Below are 17,237 nucleotides of genomic sequence, written 5' to 3' on the forward strand. Positions count from 1 at the left end.
TGACTGATTCAGGAGATTAGCAACGCAAATTGTTCACATCAAGAAGATTTGCGTTCTATTGTGAACGGTTTTGTTCGTTCGTCCCGATCGGATGGGGGTTTTCCGGTAAACGCTTACCTTGGCCTGGGGATCACTGCCTTCGCGCGGGGATGCCGACAAGGGGATGCCGTCACGCACTCGCGCGGAGCACGAGGCGCGGAGTCAGGAGGTCGGGCAGGGCATCCGCTCCGCTCTCGATCCGCGACACCAGACTCCGCACGGCCTGCTCACCCAGCGCATCGAAGTCCTGTCGAACCGTGGTCAGCGGCGGCTGGAACTCGCCCGCGTCGGCGATGTCGTCGAATCCGACCACCGCGACGTCGTCGGGCACGCGTCGGCCGGACTCCGCGACGGCTCGAAGCGCGCCCAGGGCCATCTGGTCGTTGGCCGCGAAGACGGCGGCGACGCCGCCCGACGCCAGCAGGCGCACCGTCCCTCGATGACCGGATGCTGACGTCCAATCGCCGCGGACGGGTTCCGGAGCGGCGAGACCTGCCGCGGCGAGCGCCTCCCGCCAGCCGCGCTCGCGCTCGGACGCCGCGAACGAGTCGACAGGGCCGGCCAGGTGGTGAACGAGAAGATGTCCGGCCTGGAGCAGGTGCTGGGTCGCCGCGCGCGCGCCGGCGGCGTGGTCGGTGCCGATCACGGTGAAGCGATCGTCGGGCGGAGAGTCGACGACGACCAGGCGAAGCTCCGCGGCGGCCGCATCGCGAGCGAGCGCCGTGGCCTCGTTCACCACGATCGCCCCGTCCACGCCCTGCTCGCGCAGGCGGTCGAAGGCGGCATCGATGTCCCCGTCGGCACCGAGGGTCACCACGGTGACCGCGTAGCCACGGGATGCGGCGGACTCGGCGACGGCCTGCAGCATGCGCGAATTGCCCACGGTGGCCAGCGTCTGCGCGACGAGTCCCAGCGTGTGCGTGCGACCGGTGCGCAGCGCTCGGGCGGCGCGGTTGGGCCGGTAGCCGAGCTCCGCCATCACCTGCTCGACGCGTCGGCGAGTGCCCGGGTCCACACGGGGGCTCCCGTTCGCCACCCGCGACACGGTCTGCCCGGACACGCCGGCCTTCGCCGCGACCATCGCCATCGACACGCGTGCGCTCTGCGGCATCCGCTTGTTCCTTCCGCGTTCGCAACTCCGGTTTGTTGACGTTATCACGCGTCGAGAGGTAACGTGTTGACGTGAACATCAACAAAACTCCGGAGTTGCGGACGACCGTCCTCGGCGCGGGCGTGACCAAGCGCAGCACGGTGCTGGCCGACGGACGCGAGCTGTTCTACTTCGACGACCCGGACACGACGCTCGGCGCCACGCGCAACGCCGACACCCGCGAACTCGGCGAGCGCCCCGCCACCGCCACCATGCGGCAGGACATCCTCAGCGGTGACTGGATCACCTACGCCACCGGACGCCAGAACCGCGTCATGATGCCAGGCGCCGACGCCGACCCGCTGGCTCCGCAGACCGCCACGAACCCCTCCGAGGTGCCGTCGGTGTACGACGTCGCCGTGTTCGAGAACCGTTCGCCGTCCTTCGGCCCCGCACTCAATGAGGCCACCGGAGGCGTGCCCGCGGCCGTGGACCCCACCCGCGGACTCGACGACCTCGCCGAACTCGGCATCGGTCGCTCCCGCAGCAGCGTCGGACGCTGCGAGGTGGTGTGCTTCAGCCCCGAGCAGACGGGATCGTTCGGCACCCAGTCCGTCACCCGCGCACGCACCGTGATCGAGGCGTGGGCCGATCGGACGGCCGCCCTGTCCGCGCTGCCCGGTATCGAGCAGGTGTTCCCTTTCGAGAACCGCGGTGAGGCGATCGGTGTGACACTGCCGCACCCGCACGGCCAGATCTACGCGTACCCGTACGTGACGCCGCGCACGCAGCGGCTGCTGGACAGCATCCACCGCACCGTCCCGGATCTCATGGCCCGTGTGCTGGACGCCGAGCGCGGGTCCGGGCGGGTCGTGCTGCAGGGCGAGCACTGGACGGCATTCGTGCCGTTCGCCGCCCGCTGGCCGCTGGAGGTGCAGCTCATGCCGCATCGCCACGTGCCGGACTTCGCGGAGCTGAACGACGCCGAGCGGGATGAGCTCGCGCCGTTGTATCTGCGGCTGCTGCGCGGTGTGGATGCGCTCTACTCCTCTCCCACTCCGTACATCGCGGCCTGGCACCAGGCACCCGTGCACACGGGTCGCGACACCGTGCGGATGCGCCTGGAGCTGACCAGCCCGCGCCGCGCCGCCGACAAGCTGAAGTTCCTGGCCGGTTCCGAGGCCGCCATGGCGGCGTGGACGGCGGAGATCCTCCCCGAGGCCGCCGCCGAGCGTCTGCGCGCGGCGATCGAGTCGGTTTCCGAGCTCTGACCCCGCAGCGCATTCCCGCAGATCTGCACGATCGCGCAGAGATCCGGCATCCGGATGCGAAGAACCGCAGGACTGCGAAGTTCTGCCCCCCAGACACCACAGGAGAATCTCATGAGCGCATCATCGACCGCCGCCCGCGAGCTGTTCGCCGCGTCCTACGGCCGCGAACCGGGCGGCGTCTGGTCGGCGCCCGGCCGGGTGAACCTCATCGGCGAGCACACCGACTACAACGAGGGCTACGTGCTGCCGTTCGCCATCCAGCACCGCACGTACGCGGCGGTGGGGCTCAACGGCACGGGCGATCTCCGCGTCGCGTCGACCTTCGCCGACAGTCAGGTCGTCGCGCACCTGGATGAGCTCGATGGCCTCTTCCCGACCGCGCAGGGTCAGGCGCCGGCAGTCCCGGAATGGTCGGCCTACGTGCTCGGCGTCGCATGGGCACTGCGGATGCTGCGCCCCGACGCCCGGCTCACGGGCGTGGACATCGCGATCGCCTCCGACGTTCCCGTCGGCGCAGGACTGTCCTCGTCCGCGGCGATCGAGGGCTCCGTCGCATCCGCCCTGAACGAGCTGTGGGACCTGGGTCTCGACGCCGTGACGCTCGCCGAGGTCGGCCGCAGGGCCGAGAACGAGGCCGTCGGGGCGCCCACCGGGATCATGGACCAGATGGCGTCGATGCTGGGCCGGCCCGACGCTGCGACGTTCCTGGACTGCCGCACGCTGGAGACGCGCTCCATCCCGACCGGCTTCACCGCCGCGCAGCTCGAACTGCTCGTGATCGACACCCGTGTCTCGCACGCCCACTCCACGGGCGGCTACCGCGAGCGCCGGGAATCCTGCGAGCGCGGGGCTGAGCTGCTCGGCATCCGGTCGCTGCGCGACGCCGGCGTCGACGACCTGCCGCGCGCCGCCGGGCTGATGGACGACGTCACCTTCCGCCGCGTGCGCCACATCCTCACGGAGAACCAGCGCGTGCTCGACACGGTCGCCGCCCTCACCGAGCAGGGACCGCGGGCGATCGGCGACCTGCTGATCGCCTCGCACGCCTCGATGCGCGACGACTTCGAGATCTCCGCGCCGGAGCTCGACGCCGCGGTCGACGCCGCTCTCGGCGCCGGCGCGCTCGGAGCCCGGATGACGGGCGGCGGCTTCGGCGGTGCGGCGATCGCGCTGGTGGAGCACACCCAGGTGGCCGCCGTGACGGATGCCGTCACCAAGGCCTTCGCGGATGCCGGTTTCACCGCCCCGCACGTCTTCCCGGTCTCCCCTTCAGCGGGTCCGCGCCGCGACGTCTGAATCCGCGACGCCGAGCCCGCGCGCCGCGCCTGACAGAATGAACACTGCGCACGAGCGCAGCGGAAGGAGTCCCATGTCCTGGCTTGTCACCGGCGGTGCCGGATACATCGGAGCGCATGTCGTGCGCGCGCTGGCGTCGGCGGGACTGACCCCCATCGTCCTGGACGACCTCTCCAGCGGGCGTCCGTCGTTCGTCTCCGGGGAGGTGGCGCTCGTCGAAGGCAGCATCCTCGACCGCGAGCTCGTCGAGCGGACCCTGCGCGAGCACGCCGTGGAGGGCGTGATCCACGTCGCCGGATTCAAGTACGCCGGCGTCTCGGTGCAGCGACCACTGCACACCTACGCGCAGAACGTCGAGGGCACCCGCGTGATCCTCGAGGCCATGCAGGCCTCAGGCGTCGCCAACATCGTCTTCTCCTCCAGTGCGGCCGTCTACGGCACCCCCGACGTCGCCCTCGTCACGGAGGACACCGAGAAGCGTCCGGCCAGCCCGTACGGCGAGTCCAAGCTGATCGGCGAATGGCTGCTGCGCGACCAGGCCGTCGCGACCGCGGCATCCGAGGCGCCGTTGCGGCACACCTCGCTGCGCTACTTCAACGTCGTGGGATCTGCCGACCCGTCCGTCTATGACGTCAGCCCGCACAACCTCTTCCCGATCGTGTTCGAAGCACTGCTGGCCGGTGATACCCCCCGCATCAACGGCGACGACTACGACACCCCCGACGGCACCAACGTGCGCGACTACGTGCATGTCGGAGACATCGCCGCCGCCCATGTGGAGGCCGCCAAGCGTCTGGCGGGCGGCGAGCCCATCGAGCCCGCGTACAACCTCGGCTCCGGTGAGGGGCTGAGCGTGAGGCAGATCATGGACGCCATGGTGCGCGTCACCGGCATCGACTTCGAGCCGACGATCGCGCCGCGCCGCGCCGGCGACCCCGACCGGATCGTCGCGGCGGGCGCCCTCGCCGCTCGTGACCTCGATTGGACCATGCGCCACAGCGTCGACGAGATGGTGCGATCGGGCTGGGAGGCCCGACGCAACGCGGGCTGAGCGGATGCTGATCCGCAGCGCCACCGTCGCGGATGCCCACGGGCTGGCGGTCGTGCACGTGCGGTCGTGGCAGGCGGCGTATCGCGGACTGATGCCCCAGCGCGTGCTCGACGGTCTGTCGATCGCGGAGCGCGAGGCCAACTGGGCACGGATCATCGCGGAGACCTCACGCGGATCGCAGACACTGGTCGCCGAGCACGCCGGGGCGATCGTCGGGTGGGCGAGCTTCGGCGGCGCCCGGGACGAGGATGCCGTCGGCACCGGCGAGCTGTGGGGAATCTACGCGCACCCGGACGCCTGGTCCACCGGCGTCGGCCATCTGCTCATCGAAGCCGTCGAGGAGTCGCTGCGCGCCGACGGACATGAGATCGCCTACCTCTGGGTGCTGGAGGGCAACAGCCGCGCAGCCGCCTTCTACGAACGGCACGGCTGGGCGGTCGACGGCGGGAAGAAGGTCGATCGGCGTCCGGGTCTGGTGCTGCGCGAGCATCGGCACGTGAAGCGACTGGCATGAGGATGGGCCCCCGCGCAGTGCGAGGGCCCATCCTTCAGCCGGCGGTCAGACGCGCTCGGCGTGAATCCGCCTGGCGATCACGATCACCGCGGCACCGGCGATCAGCATCAGGGCCGCCAAACCGATCAGCGCCCAGGGCGGAGTCGATCCCGTCGTCGCCAGCCCGGCGGTCGGAGTGACGACCTCCGGCGACTCGGCACTGACCGTGTCCCCTGCCGGATCCTGCCCCTGCGCGGTCGCCACGTTGGTGACGGATCCGCGTGCGGCATCCGCCTCGGTGACCACGTACGGGTCGGCGGTGGCCGTCACCGACTCCCCCGGAGCGAGGGATGCAACGCTCGAGGGCGTGAGGTTGACGAGTTTCGGATCGCTGATCTCGACATCGGTGATGGTCACGTTGCCCGTGTTGGTGACGGTGATCGTGTACTCGATGCGCTCGCCGGTCTCGGCGAGGCCGTTGCCATCGGTGTCGATGATCCGAGCCTGCTTGTCCACCTGCAGGCTCGGTGCGACCGGCGCCGGCGGCACGTTCACCACCGACGGCGGGGTCGTGATGGCGGTCCCTCCGTCGGGCGTCCCTTCGGCGGTCGCCGTGTTCTGCAGGTTGCCGGCGAGGATGTCCTCCTCGGTCACGACGTACGGATCGGCCGTGAACACGAGCGTCTGCCCCACGGCGACGGTCGCCGAGGCGGGAGTGACCCCGGTGACCCTCGGGTCTGTGATCGTGACGCCGTCGATGGCCACGTTCCCGGTGTTCTGCACCGCGAACGTGTACACGATCTGCTCGCCGAGGTCCGCCATGCCGTTGCCGTTCGCATCGTCGAGCGCGGCGTGCTTCTCCATCAGCATCCCGGGGTCGAAGGTCGGAGTGCTGACGGAGTCCTCCGGGGAGGTCACCGTCGCGCCGCCGGGGGTCGTCCCGGTGCCGGTCGCGACGTTGAGCACGACGCCGTCCTCGACATCCTGCGCCGTGACCTCGTACGGGTCCGCCGTGAAGGTCGCCGAGTCGCGGGGTGCGAGGGATGCCACGGTGGTCGGGGTGAGCCCGGTGAGCATCGCGTCGTGGGCGGCGACGTCGTGCAGCGTCACGTTGCCGGTGTTGGTGAGCACGATCGTGTAGGTGATCAGCTCGCCCTCATCGGCGACGCCGTTGCCGTTGACGTCATCGAGCGTCGCGGTCTTGTCCGCGACCATCGCTCCGATCGGGTCCGGGACCTCGACGATGTTCGTGGCCGGGTCGCTGGGCACGGTGCCTCCGCCGGGCGCGGTGCCGGTGACGGTCGCCTCGTTGAGCACCTGTCCCGCGTCGACGTCGGCCTGCGTGACCGTGTACGGGTCGGCGGTGAAGACCTGCGAGCCGCCCGGCGCGATGGTGGCGGTCAGCGGCGCGAGTCCGGTGACCCGGGCGTCTGCCACTGCCACATCCGTCAGCGTGACGTTGCCGGTGTTCTGCGCGAGGAACGAGTACTCGATGGTCTCGTCCACGTCGGCGACGCCGTTGCCGTTGCCGTCGTTGAGGATGCTGGACTTCTCCAGTGTCAGTCCCGCCGAGATCGGCGCCGGGGGCACCGTCGCGGTCGATGGCGGCGAATCGACGTCCCCTCCGCCGGGAACGCTTCCCGAGGCTGTCGCCGTGTTGGAGATCGGATCGCCGGAGAGGATGTCCGCCTCCAGGACCGTGTAGGACGCCGTGAACCGCTGGCTGCTGTTCACGTCGACGTCGGCGGACGCCGGGGACACCGAGTCCACCCGCGGGTCGTCGATCGTGACGTCCTCGAGTCGCGTGTTGCCGGTGTTGCTGACGACGAAGGTGTAGGTGATGACCTCGCCGGGGTCGGCCAGGCCGTTGCCGTTCACGTCGTCGAGCGCCGCGGACTTCACCACCTCGAGCGCGGGAGCGACCGTCTCCGTGGAGGTGCTGCTGCTGGAGGAGACGGGCGTGCCGCTGGGCGGCGTTCCCGTCGCGGTGGCGGTGTTCTCCACCGATCCGGTCGCCACGTCCGCGTCGGTGACGACGTACGGCTGGGCCACGAACCGCGCCGAAGCGCGCGGCGCGAGCGACGCCACCGTCGCCGGTGTGAGTGCTCCGGCCTTCGGATCCGACACCACGACGTCGGTCAGCGTCACGTTGCCGGTGTTGGTCACGGTGATCGCATAGGCGATCTCCTCACCGGCATCCGCCACGCCGTTGCCGTTCGAGTCGGTCAGCACAGCCGTCTTGACCGTCCGCAGCGTCGACACCGGGTCCGGCCCGGGTACGGTGATGCTGCTCGGCGGAGTCGTCACGACGCCGCCCTCGGGGTCGTTCGCCGTGCCCGTCGCCTGGTTGTTCACCTCTCCAGCGTCGACGTCCTCCTGGGTGACCGTGTACGGCGCCGCCGTGAAGGCGATCCGCTGGCCCGGGAGCAGCGTGGCGCTCGCCGGTGCGATGCCCGTTACCTTCGGGTCGCTGACGGTCACGTCGGTGAGGGTCAGCGTGCCGGTGTTGGTGGCGAGGAACGAGTAGTCGATCGTCTCACCCGCATCCGCCCGGCCGTTGCCGTTGAGGTCGTTCAGGTCCGCCTGCTTGACGAGTGTCCAGGCTGCGACGGGATCCACGGTCGGGACCGTCACCGTGGACGGCTGCGTCGTGATCGGACTGCCGCCGAAGGGGGTACCCGTGGCTGTGGCCGTGTTCTCGACGCTGCCCGCGATGACGTCGTCGTTGGTGACGGTGTAGACGTCGGCGGTGAACACCTGCTGGCCGCCGGCGGGGATGTCGGCGCTGGTCGGGGTGATGCCGCTGACCCGCGGGTCATCGATCGTCACACCCTGGATGGCCACGTTGCCGTCGTTGGTCACGACGAAGGAGTAGGTGATCTCCTCGCCCAGGCTCAGCAGACCGTCGTCGTCGGCATCGTTGAACTCAGCGGACTTGACCATGGTGAGCGAGGGGCGTGCGGTGTCCACGGTCACGCTGGTCGGTGGGGAATCGATCGGGTCTCCGCCCGGGGTCGTGCCGGACGCGACGGCCGTGTTCGCCACCGACCCGGTCGTGACATCCGCTGAGGTCACGACGTAGGTCGCCGTGAAGTCGGCCGACTCGCCGGGTGCGAGGTCCGCACTGACGGGAGACAGCGCGACGAGCGGGTCGTCGACGGAGACGCCGTCGATGCTCACGTTGCCGATGTTGGTGACGGCGACCGTGTAGGTGATCGTCTCGCCCTCGTCGGCCGCGCCGTTGCCGTTGACGTCATCGAGCGAGGCGCTCTTGACGGCCTGCAGTGCCGGTTCGGCCGGTGCGTTGACCACTGCGGTCGACGGCGGGCTCTGGACCGTCTCGCCGAACTCACCGGACCCTGTCGCGGTCGCGGTGTTCTCGATCGACCCGGAGTCGATGTCGGCCTGCGTCACCGGGTAGGACGCCGTGAACGTCGTCGACGCTCCGGCCGCCAGGTCGACGGATGCCGGCGTGATGCCGCTGACACGCGCGTCGTTCACGGTGACGCCCGTCACCGTCGTGGAGCCGGTGTTCGTGACGGCGAAGCGGTACTGGATGGTCTCGCCGACATCCGGGATGCCGTTGCCGTCGGTGTCGCCCAGTTCCGCTGTCTTCACGATCGTCAGTCCCGACCGCTCGACCTGGAGCGTGTCGCTGTCGGAGTTGTTCGCGGAGTTCGTGTCCTCCTCATTGCCGAGCACGGTGGCCGTGTTCACGAGCGCTCCGCTGGACTGCGCGGGGTTCACCGTCGCGTCGATGCGGAATGTCTGGCTGGCTCCGACCGCCAGTCGTCCGCCGCTGCAGGTGAGTTCGAGTCCGGTGACGACGCATCCGGTCGGCACGACGAGGTTCTGCAGTCCGGAGGGGACCGTGTCGCTGACGGTGTAGCCCGACGATATGCCGGGACCGTTGTTGGTGACGGTCAGGGTGAAGCCGCCGTCGCCTCCGGCGAGCACGCGGGTGTTCTCGAAGGACTTCGTCAGGGAGAGATCGGCGGGCGACCCGAGTGACGCGGTCGCGTCGTTGTTTCCCGACGGCGGTCCGGAGATCACCGACACGACCGTGAAGGACGGGGCGGCAGAACCGGGATTGGTGATGCGGACCTGGGAGATGTCGCCGCTGGCGTTGTCGGTGAAGCCGATGTTGCCGTTGCCGTACGTCCAGGCGCCCCCGGCGGCATACGAGGCCAACCTGGGTGGCGCGGCGAACGTTGTCACGACACCGGAGGTGGACGTGCGCGTGATCAGCCCGCCTCCCATGCCCCAGAAGTACCCGGCGGCCCAGGTGAAGTCGGCCGAGGGCATGGTCCGGTTCAGAGTCACCTCGATCATCGGTCCCGCGGGGTTGGCCACATTTGTGTGGAAGAGCCTGCTGCCGTTGGTGAACCAGAAGTCGCTGGTGTCGGCGCGGAATGCTCCGACGTGCGCGCTGATCGGGGTGTTGCGCACGGTCACCAGCGCGCCGTTGCTGTGGATGCGCACCAGCCGGGTGCCCGAGACGCCGTAGAGGAAGTTGTCGGTCTCGTTGTAGCCGATCGCGTTGTACGTGTCGGTCGAGCGGGCGCCGACGTTCGAGAAGACCAGCTCCCCGTCGTTCTGCACACTGCTCTTCAGCTGAGTGGGCGAGTCCTGCGCGAGGTACACCGTCGGCTCGGCGTTGCCGAACGGGGCTGCCGCAGCGGGAGAGGCCACGAGCAGCGCCGAGGCGATGGCCGCGATCCCGGCGATCGCTGCTGCCCGGAGCCGACGACGGCCGCGGGAGCGGGAAGACGGAACCCGGTTCGATGTGACAGATCTGCGACGCACGCTGGACAAGCCTCTCCACGATATGAACATTTTCATCCCCAGCGTGGCCTGAACGTGCACATCCGGTGCAGACCCCCCATGCAGGACCATATCGACACCCTCATAGAAAACACAAGGGCGATCAATAGGTGACCCGTCGCAGCCGCTGCGAGCATACTGATTCGGAGGAGGCTCAGCATGCCCGAGACACCGATCGCGCAGACGACGGAGGGACCGGTGCGCGGCATCCGCCGAACCGGCGACACGCTGGCGTTCCTCGGCATCCCGTACGCCGCGCCGCCCACCGGCGCACGGCGTTTCATGCCGCCGCAGCCGGTCGCGGCGTGGACCGAGCCGCTCGACGCCGTCGAGTACGCGCCGACGCCGCAGCGCCGCGAGGAGGCCAAGGCGATCATCCCTGAATCGAGCATCCCGGGCGCGAGCACTCTGAACCTGAACGTCTTCACCCCCGGCCTGGACGGCTCGCACCCGGTGATGGTCTGGATCCACGGCGGCGGATACTCGTCGGGCTCGATCGCAAGCCCCTGGTACGACGGCGCGACGTTCAACCGTGAGGGCATCGTGACGGTCTCGATCTCGTACCGACTCGGCTTCGACGGTTTCGGCGTGATCGACGGCGCACCCGACAACCGCGGCGTGCGTGACTGGATCGCAGCACTCGAGTGGGTGCAGCGAAACGTGTCGTCCTTCGGCGGCGACCCGGATCGCGTCACGATCGCCGGGCACTCGGCAGGCGGCGGGGCCGTGCTGACGCTGCTCGGGATGCCGGCGGCGCAGCACCTGTTCGCCGCGGCCATGTCATTCAGCGGTGCCCTGGGTGATCTGCCGCGCGATCTGGTCCGCCGACGCAGCATCCGCCTCGCAGAACTCGTCGACACGCCGCCCACCCTGTCCGGCTTCCGCGCGGTGAAGGAGCGGCAGCTCACGCGTCGCCAGTACGAGGCGTCACTGCTGGGCAAGTCCCGCCTGGCCGAAGCGACCGCTCCGCTCGTCGACGGTCTGCCGTGGGCGCCCGTGATCGACGGCGAACTGATCCCCCGTCCCACCGTCGACTCCTATGCGGTCGGCGTCGGCGCGGACAAGCCGCTGCTGCTGGGCGCCACCGACGATGAATTCACCATGGGCTTCGAATCCGTGCCTCGGTTCCTGCGCTGGGTGCCTGCGCGGCTCGCGCTGCGTGTTCTGGAGAGGACCGGCGCACTCCGCCATCGCTGGCTGGAGGCGAACCGCTCCCGTCGCGGGCTCGTGCCGGTGCTGGGGCGGTACGTGGCCGATCGGATCTTCCGGGCTCTGGTCGTGCGCGCCGCGGAGGCCCGACGGGACGCCGACACCTGGACGTATCGCTTCGCGTGGGCGTCCCCGGTGAGCGGCTGGTCTCATCACTGCCTGGATGTACCGTTCTGGTTCGACCGGCTGCAAGCGGAACGCGTGGCCGACATCGCCGGCGATCGTCCACCGCAGCGGCTGGCGGACCAGATGCATGCCGCCGCGGTCGCGTTCGTGCGCGACGGCGACCCTGGCTGGCCCGCCTGGCGCACGGACCCCGGCATCACTCGCGTGTTCGGCGCCGATCCGGCGCTGTCGCGCTCCGCCTATGACGACGCACTGCCGCTCCTGTGAGGCGCCCTGCCCCGCATCCGTGGCGTTCGCGGGTCGCAACACGCCGCAACCCGCACCAAGAAGCGACCACACGCGCCCCGCGAACGGCGGGGACGCCCGCTTCTCAGCGCACCGGCTGAAGCAGCGGGATGTCGCGCCGGTGCGGAGTGCCGAAGCGGTGCGCGGTGATCGACACGGCTTGCTCGCGCAAGAACGTCAGCAGCTCCACGCGGCCCGCCGAGACGACGGGATTCGCGTAGATCGCCAGGCTCGGCGAGCCGTCGACGGCGGATGCGGTGGCGGAGGCGTCCGCGCCGATCACGCGCACGCGCGATCCGGTGGAGGCCAGGCGGCGCGCGTGCACGGCCCAGGTCTCGGCATCCTCGGTCACCACGACCACGTCGTGCGCACCCAGCCAGGTGACGACCGGCGCGGGCAGCCGGGATGCGGCACTCACCGTCACCCGCGAACGCGCCCGCACACCGGCGGCCGCGACGCGGATCAGTTCGGCGATCCGTGACCCCTCGTACCGGATCGTGACGGGCAGCGCCTGATAGCGCAGCGCATTCTGTTCGGTGACCAGGCCGGTCGCGTCGCGCACGATCCCGAACTCCGCGCCCCAGGCGTCGATGTCAGTGGCGAGCGCGCCGCGCAGCCAGGACGCGTCCTCGCCGTCGGGGACGAGCGCTGCAGCGGACAGTCCCAGCTCGTCGAGCGGACGGGTGGTCGTGGTGGCGGCATCCGTCCATTGCGAGAGTCCGACCAGATAGTTCGGGCCTCCGGCCTTGGAACCGGCGCCGACGGCGGCCTTCTTCCAGCCGCCGAACGGCTGGCGCTGCACGATTGCGCCGGTGGTGCCGCGGTTCACGTACACGTTCCCGGCCTGAATCGCAGCGAGCCACTGCTGGATCTCGTCCTCGTCGAGGGAGTGGATTCCGCTGGTCAGTCCGTAGTCGATGTCGTTGACGATGTCGATCGCCTCGGTCAGCGTCTCCGCGGTCATGATGCCGAGCACCGGCCCGAAGTACTCGACGCGGTGGAACTCGCTGCCGCGGGCGACGCCGTCGCGGATGCCCGGACGCCACAGCTGCCCGGCCTCGTCCAGCTTCTCCGGCTCGAGCATCCAGGTCTGACCGGGGTGAAGCTCGGTGAGCGCACTGAGCAGCTTGCCCTCGGCCGGACCGATCAGCGGCCCGATGCGGCTGGAGCCGTCCTCCGGGGCGCCGACCTCGTAGGAGCGCACCGCGTCGACGAGCTGACGACGGAACCGCTCCGACTTCGCGGCCGAACCGACCAGCACCACGAGCGAGGCCGCCGAGCACTTCTGACCCGCGTGGCCGAATGCCGAGTACGCGACGTCCTTGGCGGCAAGGTCCAGGTCCGCCGACGGTGTGACGATGATGGCGTTCTTGCCGCTGGTCTCGGCGAGCAGCGGCAGATCGTGGCGGAAGCCGCGGAACAGCTCGGCGGTCTCGAAGCCGCCGGTGAGGACGACGCGGCCGACGGCGGGATCGCTGACCAGCTTCGCTCCGAGCTCGCGCCCGTCGAGCTGTACGTACTGCAGCACGTCACGCGGAACGCCGGCCTCCCAGAGCGCCTCGACCATGACGGCGCCGGATCGGCGGGCCTGACGGGCGGGCTTGATGATCACCGGCGAGCCGGTGGCGAGCGCCGCCAGGGTGGAGCCGGCGGGGATCGCGACGGGGAAGTTCCATGGCGGGGTGACGACGGTCAGTCCGACCGGCTGCATGACGGCACCGTCGACGTCGGCGAGCTTCTTGGCGCTCTCGGCGTAGTAGTGCGCGAAGTCGATGGCCTCGGAGACCTCGGGGTCGCCCTGCTCGATGACCTTCCCCGCTTCGGATCCCATGACCTCGAGCAGGTCGGCGCGGCGCGACTCGAGCACGTCGCCCGCGCGGTGCAGGATCTCCGCGCGACCGGCGGCGCCCAGTGCGCGCCAGGCCTCGCCCGCCGCGACACCGGCCGCGATGCGCTCGTCGAGCTGCTCCGCGGTGCGGAGTGTGTTCTCGGCGACGGTGTCGTCACCGAGGGTGGACTGCGGCATCCGGGAGCGGATGCCGTCGGCCCAGGCGCGGTTGGCCGCCAGAGACGGGTCGGTGTCGGGGGTGTTCGTGAAGCCGTCGCGCTGCGCGGGGGCGGCAGGGAGCTGACGGTTCTGGGTGCGGTTCGGCCCGGGGACCGTGGTCGGGACCGAGGCGACGGATGCCAGGAAGCGCTCCTTCTCGCGCTCGAACAGCGCCGGGTCGGAGTCGAGGTCGAAGACCGCCGACATGAAGTTCTCCTGACTCGCGCCCTCCTCGAGGCGGCGGATCAGGTACGCGATGGCGACGTCGAACTCGTCCGGGTGCACCACCGGCGTGTACAGCAGCAGCGAACCGACCGTGCGCTTGACGACCTCGGCCTGCGCGGATGCCATCCCCAGCAGCATCTCGAACTCGATGCCGTCCTGCACCCCGCGCCGCGACGCGAGCAGCCACGCCAGTGCGATGTCGAAGAGGTTGTGCCCGGCGACGCCGATGCGCACGTTGCCGATGTGCTCGGGGCGCAGCGCGTACTCCAGCACGGCCTTGTACGACGAGTCGGACTCCTGCTTGCTCGACCAGGTGGCCAGCTCCCAGCCGTGCGTCTCGGCGTCCACGGTCTCCATGGGCAGGTTGGCGCCCTTGACGACGCGCACCTTGATCGGGGCACCGCCGTCGGCGACGCGCCGGGCTGCCCACTCCTGCAGGCGCATCATGGCGGAGAGCGCATCGGGCAGGTACGCCTGCAGCACGATCCCGGCTTCGAGGTCGTGGAACTCGGGACGGTCGAGGATGCTGGTGAAGACCGCGATGGTGAGGTCGAGGTCCTTGTACTCCTCCATGTCGAGGTTGATGAACTTCTTCGACCCGCGCGGGCTCCCTGAGCCCGTCGCAGGGCGCGCGGCGATCTCGTACAGCGGCTGCAGCGCCTCGGACGCCTCGGCCACGGCCTCATCGAACGCCCACGGGCTGTGCGGGGCGACGGTGGATGAGACCTTGATGGACACGTAGTCCACGTCGTCGCGCTCCAGCAGACGGCGGGTGCCGTCCAGACGCCGGGTGGCCTCGTCCTTGCCGAGGATGGCCTCACCGAGCAGGTTGATGTTGAGCCGCACGTCCTGCGTATCGCGGATGTGCTTGATCGCGGCTCCCAGCTTCTCGTCCCTGGCGTCGACGATCAGGTGGCGCACCATCTGACGGAGCACCGCGCGCGCGGAGGGGACCACGATGCCGGGAAGCATGCCGGCTGTGGCGCCGCCGAGCCCGATCGCGCCGCGCATGACGGCCGGCAGGAACGCCGGCGTCAGGGGCACGAGCTCCTTGAGCTTGGCGGCGGCGACTCTCAGATCCTCGGGGCGCACGACGCCGTCCACGAAGCCGACGGTGAAGTCCAGCCCGTTGGGGTCGCGCAGCACCCCGGCCAGGCGCTCGCCCGCGGCGTCGACGGGCACGGCACGGCTGTCGATCAGCCACTTCCTGACCAGCGCGACGGCGTCGTCGGCCAGTTCGGTGAGGTCGGAGAGGGCTGCGTCAGTGGAGCGCACGGAGGTGGTCATGGTTTCAGGATGCGACGACGCATCCGTAAAGAAAAGCGATGATTCATGAAGGATAATGTTCGGGACGATCGAATGAACCGGAGGAGCGCATGTTCGAGCTGAGACGCCTGCGACTGCTGCACGAATTGGCCCTGCGCGGAACGATCGCCGAGGTCGCGGCATCCCTCTCCTACTCCCCCTCCACGGTGTCCCAGCAGCTCTCGCTGCTGGAGCGCGAAGCCGGCGTGGCCCTGCTCGAGCCCGACGGCAGACGGGTGAGGCTGACACCCCAGGGACGGATGCTGGCGCAGCACGCCGCCCGCGCACTGGAGCTCGACGAGAGCGCGCGGGCCGAGCTGATCGGCAGCGCGGGGTGGGAGCCCGTGCGCCTGTCCGCCATGCCGACCGCGGCGGAGACCATCGTGCCGGCCGCTCTCACGGCGGTTGCCGAGCGCGCTCCTGAGCTGCGCGTGGAGCTGGCGGAGCTGCCGCCCGAGGAGAGCCTCTTCGAGTTGTGGGCGCGGCGGTTCGACCTCGTCATCGCCGAGCAGTACCCCGGTCACACGCGCGAGCTGCGCGGCGGCGTCGTCCACGACCTGCTCGGAGAGGATCCCATCCGGATCGTGCTGCCGCCGTCCGAGCCGGCCCGGCCGCTCTCGGACCTGCGGGATCGTGCCTGGGTGATGGAGCCGGAGGGCACCGCGGCGCGGCAATGGGCGGTGCAGCAATGCCGGGCGGCAGGGTTCGAACCGGACGTCCGCTTCGAGGCCGCCGACCTGACGGCCCATGTGAGACTGGTGGCTTCCGGTCATGCCGTCGGCATGCTGCCGGACCTGATCTGGGGCGATGAACCGAGCCCCCTGACCGTCGCCGAGCTGCCAGGCTCGCCGGTGCGCGAGGTGTTCACGGCCGTGCGCATGTCGTCCCGATCGGACGAATCCGTCGCGCTGGTCCGCGCTGCGCTGCGCGAGGCGTTCGCCGCCCACCGCCGCATAGATCCCTAGATCCGTCCCGTCAGGCGTCGCGCCCGCTCGCGGCGCCGCGCACGCTCGCGGCGCCGCGCACGCTGGCATGGGGCATGCGCTTGCGCATCACGCGCACGGACTCAGGGCTGGAGTCGACCAGCACCGCATCGCGGCCCAGCGCCGAGGCCACGGCACCCGTCGTCCCGGACCCGGCGAACAGGTCCAGCACGCGGTCGCCGGGCCGCGATGACGCCTGCACGATCCGGCGCAGGATGCCTTCCGGCTTCTGCGTCGGGTAGCCGGTCTTCTCGCGCCCGGAGGTCGGCACGATCGTGTGCCACCAGACGTCGGTGGGGAGTTTGCCGCGGGCGACCTTCTCGGGCGTCACCAGGCCAGGGGCCATGTACGGCTCGCGGTCCACGGCGTCCGAATCGAAGTGGTACTCACGCGGGTTCTTCACGTACACGAGGATCGTGTCGTGCTTGGTGGGCCAGCGGCTGCGTGATTTCGCCCCGTAGTCGTACGCCCAGATCAGCTCGTTGAGGAACGAGTCGCGCCCGAACACGGCATCCATCATCACCTTCGCGTAGTGCGCTTCGCGGTAGTCCAGATGCAGGTACAGGGTGCCGTCCTCCGCCAGCAGCCGCCAGGCCTCCTCCAGGCGCGGCAGGAGGAAGGCGCCATAGTCGTCGAAGCGGTCGTCGTACGTGCGCAGCATCCCGCGCACCCGCTCGTACGCGTGACCGTGGAAGCCATGCCGCACCTCTGCCTGCACTCCGCCCGGTTCAGAACTCCGGAGATCCAGGGCGGGTTCGTCCGAATCGGCCGGTTCCGCACCGGTATCGGTCTGATTCTCCGGAGTTGTGATCGCTCGCCGCGCCGTCACCACCTGTCGCTCCTGGGTGCGCCCGGTGTTGAACGGCGGGTCCAGGTAGACGAGGGTGAACGACCCGGATGCCAGAGATGCCGCGACCTCGAGGTTGTCGCCCTCGATGATCTCGACGGTGCCGGGTCCTTCCCTCCCCACGTCAGCCTCCGACCGTCGCTCCG

10 protein-coding genes are annotated in these 17,237 nt (G+C 70.0%); 6 read left to right on the forward strand and 4 right to left on the reverse strand.

Annotated features, from left to right (window positions below; translation table 11 throughout):
- Positions 1-169: 169 nt before the first annotated feature.
- Positions 170-1,150 carry a LacI family DNA-binding transcriptional regulator gene (locus ACFQY2_RS00185; RefSeq protein ID WP_378743565.1) on the reverse strand — a complete coding sequence of 327 codons (981 nt, stop codon included), beginning with the start codon at positions 1,148-1,150 and terminating at the stop codon, positions 170-172.
- A gap of 71 nt (positions 1,151-1,221) precedes the next feature.
- On the opposite strand from ACFQY2_RS00185, the gene galT reads away from it, so the two are divergent.
- The 4 genes from galT to ACFQY2_RS00205 all read left to right on the forward strand — a co-directional run bounded on the left by galT (position 1,222) and on the right by ACFQY2_RS00205 (position 5,261).
- Positions 1,222-2,400 carry a galactose-1-phosphate uridylyltransferase gene (gene galT, locus ACFQY2_RS00190; protein ID WP_378743566.1) on the forward strand — a complete coding sequence of 393 codons (1,179 nt, stop codon included), beginning with the start codon at positions 1,222-1,224 and terminating at the stop codon, positions 2,398-2,400.
- 111 nt (positions 2,401-2,511) lie between these two features.
- Positions 2,512-3,696: a galactokinase gene (gene galK, locus ACFQY2_RS00195; protein ID WP_378743567.1), complete on the forward strand. Its 1,185-nt coding sequence runs from the start codon at positions 2,512-2,514 to the stop codon at positions 3,694-3,696.
- A 73-nt stretch (positions 3,697-3,769) separates the two neighbouring features.
- Positions 3,770-4,747 (forward strand): UDP-glucose 4-epimerase GalE, encoded by a 978-nt coding sequence (gene galE, locus ACFQY2_RS00200; RefSeq protein WP_378743568.1) that lies wholly within the window; start codon positions 3,770-3,772, stop codon positions 4,745-4,747.
- Between the two features lie 4 nt (positions 4,748-4,751).
- On the forward strand, positions 4,752-5,261 hold the full coding sequence (locus ACFQY2_RS00205; RefSeq protein ID WP_378743569.1) for a GNAT family N-acetyltransferase: 510 nt from the start codon (positions 4,752-4,754) through the stop codon (positions 5,259-5,261).
- Between the two features lie 45 nt (positions 5,262-5,306).
- Here the strand turns inward: ACFQY2_RS00205 and ACFQY2_RS00210 are convergent, their stop codons facing one another.
- Positions 5,307-9,932, reverse strand: coding sequence for a DUF6923 family protein (locus tag ACFQY2_RS00210; RefSeq protein WP_378743570.1), 4,626 nt, complete (start codon positions 9,930-9,932; stop codon positions 5,307-5,309).
- A gap of 291 nt (positions 9,933-10,223) precedes the next feature.
- On the opposite strand from ACFQY2_RS00210, the gene ACFQY2_RS00215 reads away from it, so the two are divergent.
- On the forward strand, positions 10,224-11,666 hold the full coding sequence (locus tag ACFQY2_RS00215; protein ID WP_378743571.1) for a carboxylesterase/lipase family protein: 1,443 nt from the start codon (positions 10,224-10,226) through the stop codon (positions 11,664-11,666).
- Between the two features lie 103 nt (positions 11,667-11,769).
- On the opposite strand, the gene ACFQY2_RS00220 is transcribed toward ACFQY2_RS00215, so the two are convergent.
- A complete protein-coding gene (locus ACFQY2_RS00220) occupies positions 11,770-15,243 on the reverse strand; it encodes a bifunctional proline dehydrogenase/L-glutamate gamma-semialdehyde dehydrogenase (protein ID WP_378743572.1) in 3,474 nt (1,157 codons plus the stop codon).
- Positions 15,244-15,332: 89 nt separating this feature from the next.
- On the opposite strand from ACFQY2_RS00220, the gene ACFQY2_RS00225 reads away from it, so the two are divergent.
- The gene (locus tag ACFQY2_RS00225) at positions 15,333-16,226 is read left to right on the forward strand and encodes a LysR family transcriptional regulator (protein WP_378743573.1); all 894 of its coding nucleotides are present in this window, start codon (positions 15,333-15,335) and stop codon (positions 16,224-16,226) included.
- 10 nt (positions 16,227-16,236) lie between these two features.
- Here ACFQY2_RS00225 and ACFQY2_RS00230 read toward each other — a convergent pair whose 3' ends face one another.
- Positions 16,237-17,214, reverse strand: a complete 978-nt coding sequence (locus ACFQY2_RS00230) for a DNA-methyltransferase (protein WP_378743574.1) — start codon at positions 17,212-17,214, stop codon at positions 16,237-16,239.
- Positions 17,215-17,237: the final 23 nt, after the last annotated feature.

Source organism: Microbacterium sp. GCM10027623, from assembly GCF_042666935.1.
Lineage (GTDB): Bacteria > Actinomycetota > Actinomycetes > Actinomycetales > Microbacteriaceae > Microbacterium.

Bases quoted from the DNA above. Each gene is read 5' to 3' on its own strand.
- ACFQY2_RS00215 (WP_378743571.1), top strand. From the start codon at position 10,224: ATGCCCGAGACACCGATCGCGCAGACGACGGAGGGACCGGTGCGCGGC.
- ACFQY2_RS00225 (WP_378743573.1), top strand. From the start codon at position 15,333: ATGTTCGAGCTGAGACGCCTGCGACTGCTGCACGAATTGGCCCTGCGC.
- galE (WP_378743568.1), top strand. From the start codon at position 3,770: ATGTCCTGGCTTGTCACCGGCGGTGCCGGATACATCGGAGCGCATGTC.
- ACFQY2_RS00185 (WP_378743565.1), bottom strand. From the start codon at position 1,150: ATGCCGCAGAGCGCACGCGTGTCGATGGCGATGGTCGCGGCGAAGGCC.
- ACFQY2_RS00205 (WP_378743569.1), top strand. From the start codon at position 4,752: ATGCTGATCCGCAGCGCCACCGTCGCGGATGCCCACGGGCTGGCGGTC.
- galK (WP_378743567.1), top strand. From the start codon at position 2,512: ATGAGCGCATCATCGACCGCCGCCCGCGAGCTGTTCGCCGCGTCCTAC.
- ACFQY2_RS00220 (WP_378743572.1), bottom strand. From the start codon at position 15,243: ATGACCACCTCCGTGCGCTCCACTGACGCAGCCCTCTCCGACCTCACC.